16 protein-coding genes and 1 riboswitch are annotated in these 15,105 nt (G+C 72.3%); of the genes, 10 read left to right on the top strand and 6 right to left on the bottom strand.

Annotation, left to right across the window (positions count from 1 at the left end):
* The first annotated feature begins 43 nt into the window (after positions 1 to 43).
* Positions 44 to 1,171, top strand: a complete 1,128-nt coding sequence (locus tag ACH4OA_RS32300; protein ID WP_397947163.1) for an 8-amino-7-oxononanoate synthase — start codon at positions 44 to 46, stop codon at positions 1,169 to 1,171.
* Positions 1,172 to 1,253: 82 nt separating this feature from the next.
* On the opposite strand, the gene ACH4OA_RS32295 is transcribed toward ACH4OA_RS32300, so the two are convergent.
* Both ACH4OA_RS32295 and ACH4OA_RS32290 read right to left on the bottom strand, forming a co-directional pair.
* The gene (locus ACH4OA_RS32295) at positions 1,254 to 1,475 is read right to left on the bottom strand and encodes a DUF397 domain-containing protein (RefSeq protein ID WP_365875497.1); all 222 of its coding nucleotides are present in this window, start codon (positions 1,473 to 1,475) and stop codon (positions 1,254 to 1,256) included.
* Between the two features lie 9 nt (positions 1,476 to 1,484).
* Positions 1,485 to 2,345, bottom strand: coding sequence for a helix-turn-helix domain-containing protein (locus ACH4OA_RS32290; RefSeq protein ID WP_397941452.1), 861 nt, complete (start codon positions 2,343 to 2,345; stop codon positions 1,485 to 1,487).
* A 211-nt stretch (positions 2,346 to 2,556) separates the two neighbouring features.
* Here ACH4OA_RS32290 and ACH4OA_RS32285 point away from each other — a divergent pair, with 211 nt between their 5' ends.
* Complete coding sequence (locus ACH4OA_RS32285) at positions 2,557 to 3,012, top strand: ATP-binding protein (protein WP_397972918.1); 456 nt, start codon at positions 2,557 to 2,559, stop codon at positions 3,010 to 3,012.
* A gap of 844 nt (positions 3,013 to 3,856) precedes the next feature.
* Here the strand turns inward: ACH4OA_RS32285 and ACH4OA_RS32280 are convergent.
* From ACH4OA_RS32280 to ACH4OA_RS32270, 3 genes are all read right to left on the bottom strand, one after another.
* Positions 3,857 to 4,330: a C40 family peptidase gene (locus tag ACH4OA_RS32280; protein ID WP_397941456.1), complete on the bottom strand. Its 474-nt coding sequence runs from the start codon at positions 4,328 to 4,330 to the stop codon at positions 3,857 to 3,859.
* Positions 4,331 to 4,333: 3 nt separating this feature from the next.
* A riboswitch (cyclic di-AMP (ydaO/yuaA leader) is annotated at positions 4,334 to 4,465 on the bottom strand.
* Positions 4,466 to 4,918: 453 nt separating this feature from the next.
* Positions 4,919 to 5,224, bottom strand: coding sequence for a hypothetical protein (locus ACH4OA_RS32275; protein WP_397941458.1), 306 nt, complete (start codon positions 5,222 to 5,224; stop codon positions 4,919 to 4,921).
* Between the two features lie 7 nt (positions 5,225 to 5,231).
* The gene (locus ACH4OA_RS32270; protein WP_397972915.1) at positions 5,232 to 5,882 is read right to left on the bottom strand and encodes an ATP-dependent Clp protease proteolytic subunit; all 651 of its coding nucleotides are present in this window, start codon (positions 5,880 to 5,882) and stop codon (positions 5,232 to 5,234) included.
* An 85-nt stretch (positions 5,883 to 5,967) separates the two neighbouring features.
* On the opposite strand from ACH4OA_RS32270, the gene ACH4OA_RS32265 reads away from it, so the two are divergent.
* From ACH4OA_RS32265 to ACH4OA_RS32230, 8 genes are all read left to right on the top strand, one after another.
* A complete protein-coding gene (locus tag ACH4OA_RS32265) occupies positions 5,968 to 6,246 on the top strand; it encodes a type II toxin-antitoxin system Phd/YefM family antitoxin (RefSeq protein WP_365883234.1) in 279 nt (92 codons plus the stop codon).
* Positions 6,247 to 6,630: 384 nt separating this feature from the next.
* Positions 6,631 to 6,933 (top strand): urease subunit gamma, encoded by a 303-nt coding sequence (locus ACH4OA_RS32260; protein ID WP_365883233.1) that lies wholly within the window; start codon positions 6,631 to 6,633, stop codon positions 6,931 to 6,933.
* A 10-nt stretch (positions 6,934 to 6,943) separates the two neighbouring features.
* Positions 6,944 to 7,255, top strand: coding sequence for an urease subunit beta (locus ACH4OA_RS32255; RefSeq protein WP_397972912.1), 312 nt, complete (start codon positions 6,944 to 6,946; stop codon positions 7,253 to 7,255).
* Entirely contained in the window at positions 7,248 to 8,969 is a 1,722-nt protein-coding gene (locus ACH4OA_RS32250) for an urease subunit alpha (RefSeq protein WP_397972910.1), read from the top strand. The genes ACH4OA_RS32255 and ACH4OA_RS32250 overlap by 8 nt, the downstream gene beginning before the upstream one ends.
* Before the next feature lie 11 nt (positions 8,970 to 8,980).
* Positions 8,981 to 9,655 (top strand): urease accessory protein UreF, encoded by a 675-nt coding sequence (locus ACH4OA_RS32245; RefSeq protein WP_397972908.1) that lies wholly within the window; start codon positions 8,981 to 8,983, stop codon positions 9,653 to 9,655.
* A 79-nt stretch (positions 9,656 to 9,734) separates the two neighbouring features.
* Positions 9,735 to 10,412 carry an urease accessory protein UreG gene (gene ureG / locus ACH4OA_RS32240; RefSeq protein WP_397941465.1) on the top strand — a complete coding sequence of 226 codons (678 nt, stop codon included), beginning with the start codon at positions 9,735 to 9,737 and terminating at the stop codon, positions 10,410 to 10,412.
* Positions 10,400 to 11,167, top strand: coding sequence for an urease accessory protein UreD (locus tag ACH4OA_RS32235; RefSeq protein ID WP_397972905.1), 768 nt, complete (start codon positions 10,400 to 10,402; stop codon positions 11,165 to 11,167). The genes ureG and ACH4OA_RS32235 overlap by 13 nt, the downstream gene beginning before the upstream one ends.
* Positions 11,168 to 11,337: 170 nt before the next feature.
* Positions 11,338 to 12,933: an alpha/beta hydrolase gene (locus ACH4OA_RS32230; protein ID WP_397972903.1), complete on the top strand. Its 1,596-nt coding sequence runs from the start codon at positions 11,338 to 11,340 to the stop codon at positions 12,931 to 12,933.
* Between the two features lie 128 nt (positions 12,934 to 13,061).
* Here ACH4OA_RS32230 and ACH4OA_RS32225 read toward each other — a convergent pair whose 3' ends face one another.
* Entirely contained in the window at positions 13,062 to 13,787 is a 726-nt protein-coding gene (locus ACH4OA_RS32225; RefSeq protein WP_397972900.1) for a lysophospholipid acyltransferase family protein, read from the bottom strand.
* Between the last annotated feature and the right edge of the window lie 1,318 nt (positions 13,788 to 15,105).

The following is a 15,105-nucleotide window of genomic DNA, read 5'->3' as shown; positions in this document are numbered from 1 at the left end:
CCGCTATGGTCTGTCCGCTACCTACAAAAGCACCGGAGGAGCCATGGCGTTCGGCTGGATCGACGAGCAGGCCCGGGCGCGCCGCCGCGCCGGTCTCGTCCGCACCCTGCGTCCGCGCCCCGCCGACTCGCCGCTGCTGGACCTGGCGAGCAACGACTACCTGGGTCTGGCCCGCCATCCCGAGGTCGTCGCGGGCGCGGCCGAGGCCGCCCGCGTCTGGGGCGGCGGCGCCACCGGCTCCCGGCTGGTCACCGGCACCACCGCGCTGCACACCGAGCTGGAGCGCGAGCTGGCCGCGTTCTGCGGGTTCGAGGCGGCCCTGGTGTTCTCCTCCGGGTACGCCGCGAACCTGGCCGCGGTCACCGCGCTCGGCCCGCACGGCTCGCTGATCGTCTCCGACGCGGGCAACCACGCCTCGCTCATCGACGGCTGCCGGCTGGCCCGGGGCGGCCGGCAGGTCGTCGGGCACGCCGATCCGGAGGCCGTGCGCAAGGCCCTGGCCACGCACCCGGGCCCGGCGATCGTCGTCTCCGACACGGTGTTCTCGGTCGACGGCGACCGGGCACCGCTCGGCGCGCTGGCCGAGGCGTGCCGGGAGTACGGCGCGGGGCTGGTGGTGGACGACGCCCACGGCCTCGGCGTGCTGGGTGAAGGCGGCCGGGGCGCGCCGTACGCGGCCGGACTGGCGGGCGCCGAGGACGTGGTCGCCACGGCCACCCTGTCCAAGTCGCTGGGCTCCCAAGGCGGGGTGGTGCTCGGGCCCGCCCGGGTGACCGACCATCTGGTGAACGCGGCCCGGACGTTCATCTTCGACACGGGCCTGGCACCGGCCGCCGCCGGCGCCGCGCTGGCGGCGCTGCGGCTGCTGCGGCGCGAGCCCGGCCGGGCGGCGCGGGCCCGCGAGGTGGCCGCGGAGCTGCACGAGCGGCTGACCGCCGCGGGTCTGGAGGCGGTGCGTCCGGACGCCGCGGTGGTCTCCGTGCGGGCCCCGTCCCCGGAGGAGGCGGTGCGCTGGGCGGCCGGCTGCCGGACGGCGGGCCTGTCCGTGGGCTGTTTCCGTCCTCCCTCCGTGCCCGACGGCATCTCACGGCTGAGGCTGACCGCCCGCGCCGACCTCTCCGGGGCCGAGATCGAACGCGCTGTACGAGTCATCGGCGACACGCGACCGTGAGTCGGCGGACACGGCCGAGTTGCGCGCGAAAGGAATAAGGAACCGATCGAATCCGGACTGGTTATGCGAGCCGGTGTCCGGATCAGAGCGTGGTGACGAATCCGGTCCAGCTCGCGGCGGAGAAGAGCAGTGCGGGTCCGGCCGGGTCCTTCGAGTCGCGTACGGCGAGCAGTCCGGCCGCGGGGCCGGAGCGCGGCCGTGCCGCCTCCACGCAGTTGTTCGCGCCCGTGCTGTAGCTGCTGCGCAGCCAGCGCACGTCGTGCAGATCGGTACTGGCAGGGACGTTCCGAGGCAGAGCTGACATGGTGCCTCCTTACACGCCGTCACCTATCCCGGCGATGTAGTCCAACGAGTCCTCGGGGGAAAGGGCGTGGAACTGAAGGGTGCTGAAGGCCTCGGAGTAGGCCTCCAGGTCTTCTTTCCGTTCCAGATAGAGGCTACTCGTCAACTGGTCGAGAACAACTACATCCAAATCGGAAGTGCTCGGAAATGAGAAGATAACGAAAGGCCCGGTGAGGCCGATATGCGCCCCCGCCGAGTAGGGCAGCACTTGGAGCCGTACCTGCGGCAGCCGGGCGGCGTCCATCAGCCGCTCCCGCTGCCGGGCCATCACCCCGGGACCGCCGACCTCGCGGCGCAGCACCGCCTCGTCCAGGACGGCGCTCAGCACCAGCGGCGGATCCGAACGCAGTACGTCCTGCCGGGCGAGCCGCACCTCCACCAGGGTGTCCAGGCGGTCTTCGTCCAGGTCCTTCACGGCCGCCCGGGTCACCGCGCGGGCGTACTCGGCGGTCTGCAGCAGCCCGGGCACCACGGTGGTCTCCAGGGTGCGCATCACGCTCGCCTGTGACTCCAGGCTGATGAAGTCCCGGTACGTGGGCGGCAGGACCCCGCGGTAGGCGTGCCACCAGCCGTGCCGGCCGCCCGTGTCCTCCGAGCCCGCCAGTATCAGCAGCAACTCCCGCAACTGCCTGTCGCGCACCCCGTAGGCGTCCAGCAGCAGCCGCAGATCGGCCGGTTTCACTCCGCTGGACCCGGTCTCGATGCGGCTCACCTTCGACTGGTGCCACCCGACCAGCCGGGCCGCCTCACCGCTCGTGAGTCCGGCGCCGGTACGCAGCGTGCGCAGTTCGGCGCCCAGTTTGCGACGGCGCACCGCGGGGCCGTTCTGCATGGGCTCCTCCTCACTCGGTCCGAGCCGTCCCGATACGGGCTCGCGTCGCAGAGTTCACCGCTTCGAGCGACAGATATATGCATATCTTGGGGGATCGCCCCCGTGACCGGTCCGGCGATGGCAGTCTGACGGACAAGCACCAGTCCGGGACCGTACTCGAACCCACCGCTGTATGTCGGACCGCGGTCCCGTGGGAAGGGACGACGCCGCCATGGCAGACCATCTGGAAGCCTCCGTCACTCTGCCGAGCGATCCCGCCTCGGTGTCCGCCGCCCGCTCCTACGTCGTGGGCACCCTCGCGGAGTGGGGCCTGCCGTCCGACACGGAAGTGGCCGACACCGTGCGCCTCATCGTCTCCGAACTCGCCACCAACGCCGTTCAGCACACCCTCGGCCAGTCACCCACCTTCACGGTCGACATCGCGCTGCGCCGCGACGCGCAGCTGAGCATCGGTGTCACGGACAGCCATCCCCGCCTCCCGAAGAGACTGCCCGCCGCCGTGCAGCAGGACAACGGGCGCGGCATGGTCATCATCCGCTGGCTCACCGCGGAGTGCGGCGGCAGGCTCCACATCCGCCCCACCCGGGAGGGCGGCAAGACGGTCTCCATCGACCTGCCCTGGACCCTCCCGGCCGCCCCGGTCCCGGCGGTCCCACGGGACTCCTGAACACCCGTCGGCGGCGTGAGGAGGGGACCGAGGGGCGTCCGGTGGCTTGAGCCGCCCGGCGGCGGTGCCCGGCGGGCGGTAGAGGAGTCCGGGGGCGTCCGGCGCCCGTAAGTCCGCCGGAGGCGCTCGGCGGCCGGTGGGAGGGACCGAGGAGCGCCCGGCGCCCGAACGTCTGCCGGAGGTGAAGGGGGGCGGTGAGCGGGGCCGAAGGGCGCCCGGCGCCTGAACGCCCGCCAAGGGTGCAGGCGGGCGGTACGAGGAGGCCGAGGGGCGCCAGGCGCTCGTACGTCCGCCGGAGGTGCCCGGCTGGTTCGAGGGGCTGGGGGGCGTCCAGCGCCTGAAAGGCCGCCAAGGGGGCCCGGCGGGCGGTGGGCACGGACCGAGGGCCGCCCGGCACCTGAACGCCCACCGGAGGTGCCCGGCGGGCGCTGGGAACGGATCGAGGGGCGTCCGGCGCCTGCCCCCCCAGAGGACGAGGGACCGAGGGGCGCCCGGCGCCCACACGCCCACCGGAGGTGCCCGGCGGGCGTACGGGGGCGTACGGGGGGCGAGGGGCGTCCGGCTCGCCGCCCGCCGGGCGTGCACGGGCCGGGCACGGGCCTGCGGGCTCCGGGCGCGCGGTCCGGCGGACCGGGCGGGCCCGAAGGACCGCGAGGGCCCACAGAGTGCCGCGGAGACCCGAGGGGCCAGGGGGCCCCGCAACGCGCGCCACGGCCGCTGTGCAGGCCGTACGCGGCCACGGGCCGGGGACGGCGCCGCAGTGCCCACCCGTGGGCCTCAGGCGGGCACGGGGGCCGGTGGCGGCGCGGCCCTGCCGCCGGAGCCGCCCCGGCCCGGGCGCGGGTCAGCCGACCCGGCCGTACCAGACGCTCCTGGTCCAGATCTTCTGCAGCCGCACCACGTCCCCGGTCCTCGGGGCGTGCCAGATCTTGCCGTGGCCGGCGTAGATGCCGACGTGGTAGACGCTGGAACCCGAGTGGAAGAACACCAGGTCGCCGGCCTTGCGGTGGCCGGCGGAGACGTGGTGGGTCTTGTTGTACTGCTGGGCGGCGGTGCGGGGCAGCTTCTTGCCGGCCTTCTTGAACGAGTACAGCGTCAGTCCCGAGCAGTCGAACCTGCGCGGTCCCGTGGCCCCCCACCGGTACGGGGCGCCCTTCTTGGAGGCCGCGACCTTGAGCGCCTTCGACGCGATGGTCGCGGCGGAGGCGTCGCCGGCGAGACCGGGCACCACGATCGAACCGCCCACGGCGGCGAGGGTGAGCGCCGAGGCCGTGCCGGCCCGGGCCATCAGCGACGGGACACGATTGAGCGCAGTCATGCGCAACCCTTCGTCAGCCGCCTGTGAAGGATGACCTGTCGGATTCGGGCTGGCGAAGTTGCCCGGCCGCGTTGCCGCGGCTTCACCCCAAGGGTCACCCGGAGCCTGTGTCCGTCCGTTCGGCCATCCGTGCCGAACTGCTGGACATCCGTTCCGGCGACCCGCCTTGCCTGGGTCCTCCACTCCTGCCGATCCACTCCTGTCGACCGGTCATCCGGGCGGCGGCAGGACTCGGCGTCCGCCCGGACCGCCCCGCCGCGGTGGCGGGGGCTTGTCGTCAGACAGGGATCTTGGCTCACAGCAGTCCGAAAATCCCAACGGAATCGGGGATTTGTGGTGTTACTCACCACTCACCCGTTCGGGTGAGCGCTGCTCTGTTCGAGTGGCCGTCAGATCCCGGCCGTAGCCCCGGACCTGGGGCGATGTACTTCCCGGTGAGCCGTGTACCGGGCCCCCGCGCAACTCGGGGGCCCCGGAAAACGAGCGGGAAGTACACCGGACGGCGGTACGTCGTTCGGGCCGTTTCAACTCCCGTCCGGACCAAGCGTGTCGACACGCGGGGGTCCGCACTCCGGACGGGAGTCCGCCTCAGCCGCCGTCGTCCGGCGGGAGCGCGACGCGAGCGGCCCGGCGCTCGCCGTCCAGCACCCGCAGCGCGCGTGCCAGCGTGTCCGCGTGCAGCTCCGTCTCGCCCCGCTGGTGCATCAGCGCGAGCGCGTCCCGCAGCTCTGTCGCCTTGCGCACCAGCGCCTGGGCGGCACGCAGCCCGCGGTAGGTGTCCCCGGGCCGGGCCGGATTGACGCGGCCGAGCAGATCCACGGCCGCCAGGTAACTGTCGATCAGCTCGCCCTCGGCCCGGGTCAGGGCGGGCAGCGGCGGGAGGTCGGGCAGCACGGGCGGCTCACCTCCCGTCCGGTGCGCCGGGCGTGCGCCGGTGGCGGGGCACGATGCCGTCCACCAGGCCGTACGCGAGCGCCCCCGGGGCGTCGAGGATCAGGTCCCGCTCCAGGTCCCGGTGCACCTGCCCGGCCGTGCGCCCGGTGTGCCGGGCGAGCATCTCCTCCAGAGCGCTGCGCGTCCGGACCAGCTCCTCGGCCCGCGCCGTCAGGTCGGCGGGCCGGCCGTGCAGCGGTGCGGCCGGAGCGGGCTGCCGGAGCGTGATCCGGGCGCCGGGCAGCGCGAACCGCTTGCCCGGGGTGCCGGCCGCCACCAGCACCGCGGAGGGGCCGGCGGCCTGCCCCAGGCAGTAGGTCGCCACGTCGCAGCCGACGTACCGCATCGTGTCGTAGACCGCCGCCACGGCCTCGAAGGAACCACCCGGCGAGTTGACGTACAGCGTGATGTCCCGGTCCGGGGCCGCGTGTTCCAGGTGGATGAGCCGGGCCGTCACCTCGCTCGCCGCCGCGTCGTCGACCGGTGTGCCGAGGAAGACGATCCGGTCCTCGAAGAGCCGTGCGTACGGATCCAGGGTGCGTACGGCGGTCCCGGCGCGCTCGGTGAACTCGGGCAGGACGTGCCGGGCGGCCGACCGGGTCGCGGACGGTCGGGTCATGGACATACCCCTCCTCATGACGAGGCCCCGATGGGCTCGACTTCTGTAAAAAATGTACAGTACGTACGTCACGTTAGAATGGGGCATGGCCTACGAGATTCCGGTGACGCAAGCGAGAGCTGAACTCGCCGACCTGATCAACCGGGTGGTGTACGGCGGCGAGCGCGTCGTCGTGACCCGGCATGGAAAGCCGCTGGTCGCGCTGGTCTCGGCCGCCGATCTGGAGCGGCTCGACGCACTCGGCGAGCCGGGCGCGGAGCGGATCGCCAGCTCGCTGTCCACGGTCCGCGAGCCCGCTCCCGCGCCGCGCGAACAGCGGCGCTTCGGCCTCGCGGCGGAGCACCGCCGTCCGGACGCCTCCTGAACCCGCCGCCCGAGCCCTCCAGGCTCGGGCGCACCCGTCCATCGCCTCCGCCGTATCCGTATCCGTGTCCCGGCCGACCGCCGCCCGTGCCGCCTGGCCGTCCACCGTCGCCGGGCCCGGTCACCCGGCACCGCCGGGCCCGGTCACCCGCTCAGCTTCGCCTCGTCTCTGTGGCAGCCCATAGCGGAGTCATGCATCGGCCAAAGGCTGGTTAACGTAGGTGAAACTCTGGCGCTCTAGCCTGCCGAACCACGCCACCAGGGGTTTTCTTGCCCGGGATTGACGACGATCCGGGGATTTGTCTGCGTGCTACACCTATCCCCGTCGCGGTGGCTGCGGCAACCGGACCCCGCACGGTCCGGAGCAAGGACGGTGAGGTGGGACGTGCAACTGACCCCGCATGAGCAAGAGAGGCTGCTGATCCATGTGGCGGCCGACGTGGCCGAGAAGCGCAGGGCCCGTGGCCTGAAGCTGAACCACCCGGAAGCGGTCGCGCTCATCACCTCGCACATCCTGGAAGGCGCCCGGGACGGCCGTACGGTCGCCGAGCTGATGTCCTCCGGACGCAAGATCCTCACCCGGGACGACGTCATGGACGGCATCGCCGAGATGATCCACGACGTGCAGGTCGAGGCCACCTTCCCGGACGGCACCAAGCTGGTCACCGTCCACGAGCCGATCATCTGAGGGGGCCGCGATGATTCCCGGAGAGATCCTGTTCGCGGACGGTCCCGTCCCCTTCAACACCGGCCGTGACGTGACCCGGCTGACCGTGCTCAACGTCGCCGACCGACCCGTCCAGGTCGGCTCCCACTACCACTTCGCCGAGGCCAACCCCGGCCTGGAGTTCGACCGCGCCGCCGCCCGCGGCAAGCGGCTGAACGTCGCCGCCGGCACCGCCGTCCGCTTCGAGCCCGGCATCCCGGCCGAGGTCGAGCTGGTGCCGCTCACCGGCGCCCGGATCGTGGCCGGACTGCGCGGGGAGATCCGGGGTGCCCTCGATGCCTGAGATCACCCGTGACGCCTACGCCGACCTGTTCGGCCCCACCACCGGCGACCGCATCCGGCTCGCCGACACCGACCTGCTGATCGAGATCGAGGAGGACCGCTCCGGCGGCCCCGGCGCCTCCGGCGACGAGGCGGTCTTCGGCGGCGGCAAGGTCATCCGCGAGTCCATGGGCCAGTCCCGCGCCACCCGCGCCGAGGGCACGCCGGACACGGTGATCACCGGCGCCGTGATCGTCGACCACTGGGGCATCGTCAAGGCCGACATCGGCATCCGCGACGGCCGGATCACCGCCCTCGGCAAGGCCGGCAACCCCGACACCATGGACGGCGTCCACCCCGACCTGGTCATCGGCCCCGAGACCGAGATCATCGCGGGCAACGGCCGCATCCTGACCGCCGGCGCCATCGACGCCCACGTCCACTTCATCTGCCCCCAGGTCGCCGACGAGGCACTGGCCTCCGGCATCACCACCCTGGTCGGCGGCGGCACCGGCCCCGCCGAGGGCTCCAAGGCCACCACCGTCACCCCCGGCCCCTGGCACCTGGCCCGGATGCTGGAGGCGATGGAGGCCTACCCGGTCAACGTCGGCTTCCTCGGCAAGGGCAACACCGTCAGCCACGAGGCGATGCTCTCCCAGATCCGCGGCGGCGCCGTCGGCCTGAAGCTGCACGAGGACTGGGGCTCCACGCCCGCCGTCATCGACGCCGCGCTCACGGTCGCCGACCGGACCGGCATCCAGGTCGCCATCCACACCGACACCCTGAACGAGGCGGGCTTCGTCGGCGACACCCTCGCCGCGATCGCCGGCCGGGGCATCCACTCGTACCACACCGAGGGTGCCGGCGGCGGGCACGCGCCCGACATCATGACCGTGGTCTCGCAGGCCAACATCCTGCCCAGCTCCACCAATCCGACCCGGCCCTTCACCGTCAACACGACCGAGGAACACCTCGACATGCTGATGGTGTGCCACCACCTCAACCCGGCGGTGCCGGAGGACCTGGCGTTCGCCGAGTCCCGGATCCGGCCGTCCACCATCGGCGCCGAGGACATCCTCCACGACCTCGGCGCGATCTCGATCATCTCCTCCGACTCCCAGGCCATGGGCCGGGTCGGCGAGGTGATCCTGCGCACCTGGCAGACCGCGCACGTCATGAAGCGCCGCCGGGGCGCGCTGCCCGGCGACGGCCGCGCCGACAACCACCGGGTACGGCGCTATGTCGCCAAGTACACGATCAACCCGGCGCTCGCCCAGGGCCTCGCCGCGGAGACCGGCTCCGTGGAGACCGGCAAGCTGGCCGACCTGGTGCTGTGGGAGCCCGCGTTCTTCGGCGTCAAGCCGCTGCTCGTCCTCAAGGGCGGACAGATCGCCTACGCGCAGATGGGCGACGCCAACGCCTCCATCCCGACCCCGCAGCCGATCCTGCCCCGCCCGATGTACGGCGCGATCGGCCGGGCGCCCGCCGCCAACTCCGTGAACTTCGTGTCCGGCCTGGCGATCGAGGACGGGCTGCCACAGCGGCTGGGACTCGGCAAGCGGTTCGTGGCGATCGAGTCCACCCGCGCGATCACCAAGGCCGACATGCGGGAGAACGACGCCCGGCCGGACGTCCGGATCGACCCCGACAGCTTCGCCGTGCACATCGACGGCGACCTGGTCGAGGCCACCCCGGCCGCCGAACTGCCCATGGCCCAGCGCTACTTCCTCTTCTGACAGGTGTCCTGATGTCACGGGCAGCACTGCTCGTCCTGGCCGACGGCCGCTTTCCCGCCGGAGGGCACGCGCACTCCGGCGGGGCGGAGGCCGCCGTCAAGGACGGTCACATCACCGACCCCGCGAGCCTGGAGGAGTTCTGCCGGGGCCGGCTGCACACCGCCGGGCTGGTCGCGGGCGCGCTGGCGGCGGCGGCCGTCCTCGGCGCCGACCCGGCCGCACTGGACGCGGCGGCCGACGCCCGCACCCCGTCCCCGGCCCTGCGGGCCGCCGCCCGGCGCCTGGGCCGGCAACTGCTGCGGGCCGCGCGGGCGACCTGGCCCTCCGCCGAACTCGACGCGCTCGCCCAAAGGTTCCCGAAGGGCGCCCACCAGCCGGTCGTGCTCGGGCTCGCCGCCCGCGCGGCCGACCTCACGCCCGCGGACGCCGCCCACTGCGCGCTCTACGAGAGCGTCAGCGGACCGGCGACGGCCACCGTGCGGCTGCTGAGCCTCGACCCGTTCCACGCCACGGGCGTCCTCGCCCGGCTCGCCCCCGAACTGGACCGGGTCGCGGACGCCGCGGTGGACGCGGCGCGGGCGGTGGCCGCCGACGGCACCGACGCGCTGCCCGCGGCCTCCGCGCCCCTGCTGGAGGTCATGGCCGAGGCCCACGCCGCCTGGCCGGTACGCCTGTTCGCGTCCTGACACCGCCCACCCGCTCACCCCGCCGTCTGGACGCGCGGCGGCCCGCCCCGGCGCGGGCCCCGCGCGTAAGGAGCCGTACATGCACCTCGACCACACCCACCCCGCCCCCGCCGCCGTCAGCGCGGACGCCCACCGCCCCGACGGGACCCGCCGCGCCCTGCGCATCGGGCTCGGCGGGCCCGTCGGGTCCGGCAAGACCGCCACCGTCGCCGCCCTGTGCCGGACGCTGCGCGAGGAGTTGTCGCTCGCGGTCGTCACCAACGACATCTACACCCGCGAGGACGCCGAGTTCCTGCTCCGGGAGGCCGTGCTGCCGCCCGAGCGGATCACCGCCGTCGAGACGGGCGCCTGCCCGCACACCGCGATCCGCGACGACATCTCCGCCAACCTCGAAGCGGTGGAGGACCTGGAGGACGCGGTCGGCCCGCTGGACCTGATCCTCGTCGAGTCCGGCGGCGACAACCTCACCGCGACCTTCTCCAAGGGACTTGTGGACGCCCAGATCTTCGTGATCGACGTGGCCGGCGGCGACGACATCCCGCGCAAGGGCGGCCCCGGCGTCTCCACCGCCGACCTGCTCGTCGTCAACAAGACCGACCTCGCCCCGTACGTCGGCTCCGACCTCGCCCGGATGGCCGCGGACGCCAAGGCGCAGCGGGCCGCGCTCCCGGTCGTCTTCCAGTCGCTGCGCGGCACGGCCGGGGTCGCCGACGTGGCCGCGTGGGTGCGCGAGCGGCTCGCCGCGTGGACGGCGTGACCGTCACCGGGGTCCGGGCGACCGCCCGGATCGTCGCCCGCGCCGACGGGCGCGGCGGTACGGCCCTGCCCGTCCTGGACGGCGAGGGCCCGCTCGCGCCGCGCCGCACCCGGGCGACCGGGCCCGGGGCGAAGGTCATGCTCGTCGGCGCGATGAGCGGGCCGCTCGGCGGCGACCGCTTCACCCTCTCCGCCCGGGTGGAGGAGGGCGCCCGGCTGCACGTCGGGTCGGCCGCCGCCACCCTCGCCCTGCCGGGCCAGGCCCCGGGCGAAGCCCGTTACGACGTACGGCTCGACGTGGCCGACGGCGGCGAACTGCACTGGCTGCCCGAGCAGCTGATCTCCGCCGAGGGCAGCGACCTGCGGGTCGCCACCCGCGCCGAACTCGGCGCCGGCGCCCGGCTCGTGCTGCGCGAGGAACAGGTGCTGGGCCGGGCCGGGGAGCGGCCCGGACGGCTCACCAGCCGGCTGACCGTCCGGGTCGCGGGCCGCACGGTGCTGGACCAGGAGCTGTCCTGCGGCCCCGGCGCGCCCGGCGGCTGGGACGGCCCGGCGGTCCTGGCCGGCCACCGGGCGGTGGGCCAGCTCGTCGTCGTACGGCCGGAGTTCGCGGCGGACCCGCCGTCGGCGCGGATGCTCGGCGGGCACGCGGCCCTGGTACCGCTGGCCGGTCCCGCCGTACTCGTCAGCGCCGTGGCCCCGGACGCGCTGGCTCTGCGGCGGACCCTGGACGGGATCGTGACGGAGCTGGGCTGAAGCGCCGGCGGCACCTCCGGGGCCCCGCACGGGCAACACTTCGCTCAACGGGACATGATCATCCGGTTATCGGATTGGTAAAGATGCCCCGCAAACCCTGTTCTCAGCGCCCTCACAGCCGAGAGGATCCCCGCCTGAACACTTGCAGCGACGTACGGGGAGGGGCCCACTTGAGGGAGAACAGACCGAAGAGCCGCCTGCTGGCACTCGGTTCCGCCGGAGCACTCGTCACCGCCACCCTGATCGCAGGCGCCGTCTCGGCGCCCGCGGCCGGCGCCGTCTCCCGGCCCGCCCCGGACCGGGAGGCCAAGGGCGCCCAGGTCGCCGCGGCCCGGGCCGCCAAGGCCGGTGTCCACTGGCAGGACTGCCCGGCCGACTGGGGACTGGCCAAGCCCATCCAGTGCGGCTGGGTCAGCGTGCCGCTCGACTACGCCCACCCCTACGGCAAGCAGATCAAGCTGGCCGTGGACCGCGCGCGCAACACCGGCACCGCGCAGGAGCGTCAGGGCGCGCTCGTCTACAACCCGGGCGGCCCCGGCGGCTCCGGACTGCGCTTCCCGACCCGGATCACCAACAAGAACCCGATCTGGGCGAACGTCGCCAAGGCCTACGACTTCGTCGGCTTCGACCCGCGCGGTGTCGGCCACTCGGCCCCCATCTCCTGCATCGACCCGCAGGAGTTCGTCAAGGCGCCCAAGGCCGACCCGGTGCCGGACAGCCAGGCCGACAAGAACGCGCAGCGCAAGCTGGCCCGCGAGTACGCCGAGGGCTGCGGCGAGCGCAGCGGCCGCATGCTGCCGCACATGACCACGCCGAACACCGCGCGCGACCTGGACGTCATCCGCGCCGCGCTGGGCGAGAAGAAGCTCAACTACCTCGGCGTCTCCTACGGCACCTACCTGGGCGCCGTCTACGGCACGCTCTTCCCGGGCCACCTGCGCCGCATGGTCGTGGACAGCGTCGTCGACCCCGCCCGCGAGAAGATCTGGTACCAGGCCAACCTGGACCAGGACGTCGCCTTCGAGGGCCGCTGGAAGGACTGGCAGAACTGGGTCGCCGCCAACGACGCCGCCTTCCACCTCGGCACCACCCGCGCCGCCGTCCAGGCCAAGTGGCTCAAGCTGCGCGCCACCGCGAAGAAGCACCCGATCGGCGGAGTCGTCGGTCCCGCCGAGCTGATCGCTCTCTTCCAGAGCGCGCCGTACTACGACTCCTCGTGGGTGCCGGTCGCCTCGGTCTTCAGCAAGTACGTCGCCGGTGACACCCAGGCGCTGGTCGACGCGGCGGCCCCGGACCTGTCGGACACCGCGGGCAACATCGCCTCGGAGAACTCCAACGCCGTCTACACGGCCGTCGAGTGCGCCGACGCCAAGTGGCCCACGAGCTGGCAGCGGTGGGACCGGGACAACACCCGGCTGAACAAGAACTACCCGTTCCTCACCTGGTCCAACGCCTGGATGAACCTGCCGTGCGCCACCTGGCCGGCCAAGCAGCACACCCCGGTCGAGGTCACGACGCACAAGGGCCTGCCGAAGGTCCTCATCGTGCAGTCCACCCGGGACGCCGCCACTCCGTACGGCGGTGCCGTCGAGCTGCACAAGCGCTTCAAGGGCTCCCGCCTGATCACCGAGAAGAACGCGGGCTCCCACGGCGTGACCGGCCTGGTCAACCCCTGCATCAACCAGCGTGTCGACGCCTACCTGCTCAAGGGCGCACTGGACGGCAAGGACGTGACCTGCGCCCCGCACGCCACGCCCAAGCCGTAACCGCACCGCGACGGTGACAGGGGCGGCCGGACCTCCGGCCGCCCCTGTGCCGTATCCGGCTCCTACGCCGGCTCCTACGCCGGTCCCTGTGCCGGTCTTTGTGACGGTCTCCGTGCCGGACGCGCGGGTCAGCCGAGCGGTGCCCGGGGGAACCTGCGCTCCCTGGCGCCCGGCCGTGCCGTCTGCCGCTCCTTGACCACGGCCGCGTACTCGTCGACGTACTCCTGCCCGGACAGGCGCAGGACGGCGTACATGATCTCGTCGGTGACGGCCCGCAGCACCGCCTTCTCCCGCTCCATCCCGGCGTAGCGGGAGAAGTCGAGCGGTTCGCCGAAGCGGATCGTCACCGGGCGGACCCTGGGCAGGGCCCGGCCGGGCGGCTGTGCCTCGAACGTGCCGATCATCGCGCACGGCACCACCGGGACGCCCGCGGTCAGCGCCATCACGGCGACCCCGACCTTGCCCTTGTACAGCCGGCCGTCGTGCGATCGCGTGCCCTCCGGATAGACGCCGAGCAGTTCACCCCGGCGCAGCACCCCGAGACCCTCGCGGATCGCCGCCTGCCCGGCCTCCTTCCCGGAGCGGTCCACCGGGATCTGCCCGGCGCCGCGGAAGAAGGACGCGGTGAGCCGGCCCTTCAGCCCGGGACCGGTGAAGTACTCGGCCTTGGCGAGGAAGGTGATGCGGCGTCTGAGGATCGCCGGCATCAGGAAGTGGTCGGCGAAGGACAGATGGTTGCCGGCGACGATCGCCGGACCCGACGCGGGCACATGCCCCAGGCCCTCGATCCGGGGCCGGAACACCACTCTCAGCAAGGGCCCCAGCAGCACGTACTTGAGCATGTAGTAGAACACGGCTCGCCCTTCACTCTAGCAGGTCTGCTGATGACCAGGGTTTTCGCAGGTCAGCGCGCGGATTGCGGGATTGGGTCCACGTGCGTCTGTAGTCATCTGTAACCACGTTTGGCAGTACTCATGCTGACCCGTTGCTGAGTTAGCTGACCATCAATCAGCAGCGCGGTGGGCGCCCAAGGCTGACGCGTCGATGCCGATGAGCCCGCTTCTCCGGCCTATCTCTTTGGTGAGTGCGTCCGTTGTGACTGCGGCGGGTGTCCATTCGTTGGGCAGGCCCGGTAAGTCGGCTTCGGGCTCGTTCACGGTGCGAGGAGTGCGGCGCGGGTATGGAGGGGCGGGGACGTGGATGCAGTACGGAGCGCGGATGCGTTGGGTGTCGGCGGAGGCGCGTTGGAAAGGATTGGCGTTTTTGTGGCGGCGGGGCTCGTGTGCTGGCGGCCCAGTATTCGCACGGCACCGTCATGCGTCGCCGTAGCGGCTCCGCATCACCTCCGTCCACTGCTCGTGCCGGACCGTCTGGCAGCCGCGGCATCCACGTCCGGTGACACGCTCAGCGGTGGGGAAGTCGGACTGCGCGCGTATCAGGTTGCCCCTCGGAGTCGACGCGATTCCGATGACGCATCATGTGGAGTGCGTCGCGATTCTCGAACCGGCCGCGAAGGGGTCCTGACCTGAGCTTTTGCCGGTCCGCATTATGTGTGGTGTGGGCGTTATGGGCGATATCTTGACGCTGAATTGACGCTCGTGACGCTCATTTGACGCTCGTTCTGATGGAATGTCAGACGCCTTGTCGGGCAGGTCAGACCCTGTCGAGGCGGTGAGCGTCGATGGGGCGCCGAGGGCAGGCGACGCTGAGCGCAGACCTACTGAGTCATGCTGATCAGATGTCCCGGAAGAGACCACCCAGTGGTGTGAACTGCAGTGATGGTCCATAATGGACCACTGACCTGCACGAACGGTCTTTCAGTTGTTTCCCGCTCGTGCCCGTTGATGCAGCCGGAAGTCCCAGAAAATTCCCAGGGCACTCCCACGGTCCGCAGCCACTCTTTAGGCTCTATGCAGCTCATGCGGGCGCGGTGTGAGCAGGTGGCGCGGGGACCACTCACACATGGACCTCACTCTCATGAGTGAGACGGGACCACCCCCGCGTGCGCGGGGACCACCTGAAGACGGCGGCCGGCGGGAACCTCGCGCCGGGACCACCCCCGCGTGCGCGGGGACCACTAGGGTCCGTCTTCAAACGGATCTTGCCCAGAGCAGGAACGACGCGAGATTGACCGCTGCTTCATAGGAAGTGGCGGTCTTTTCGTACCTGGTC

This window comes from Streptomyces sp. NPDC017095, assembly GCF_044332325.1.
Taxonomy (GTDB): domain Bacteria; phylum Actinomycetota; class Actinomycetes; order Streptomycetales; family Streptomycetaceae; genus Streptomyces.
This window is presented reverse-complemented; position numbering and strand designations above follow the sequence as displayed.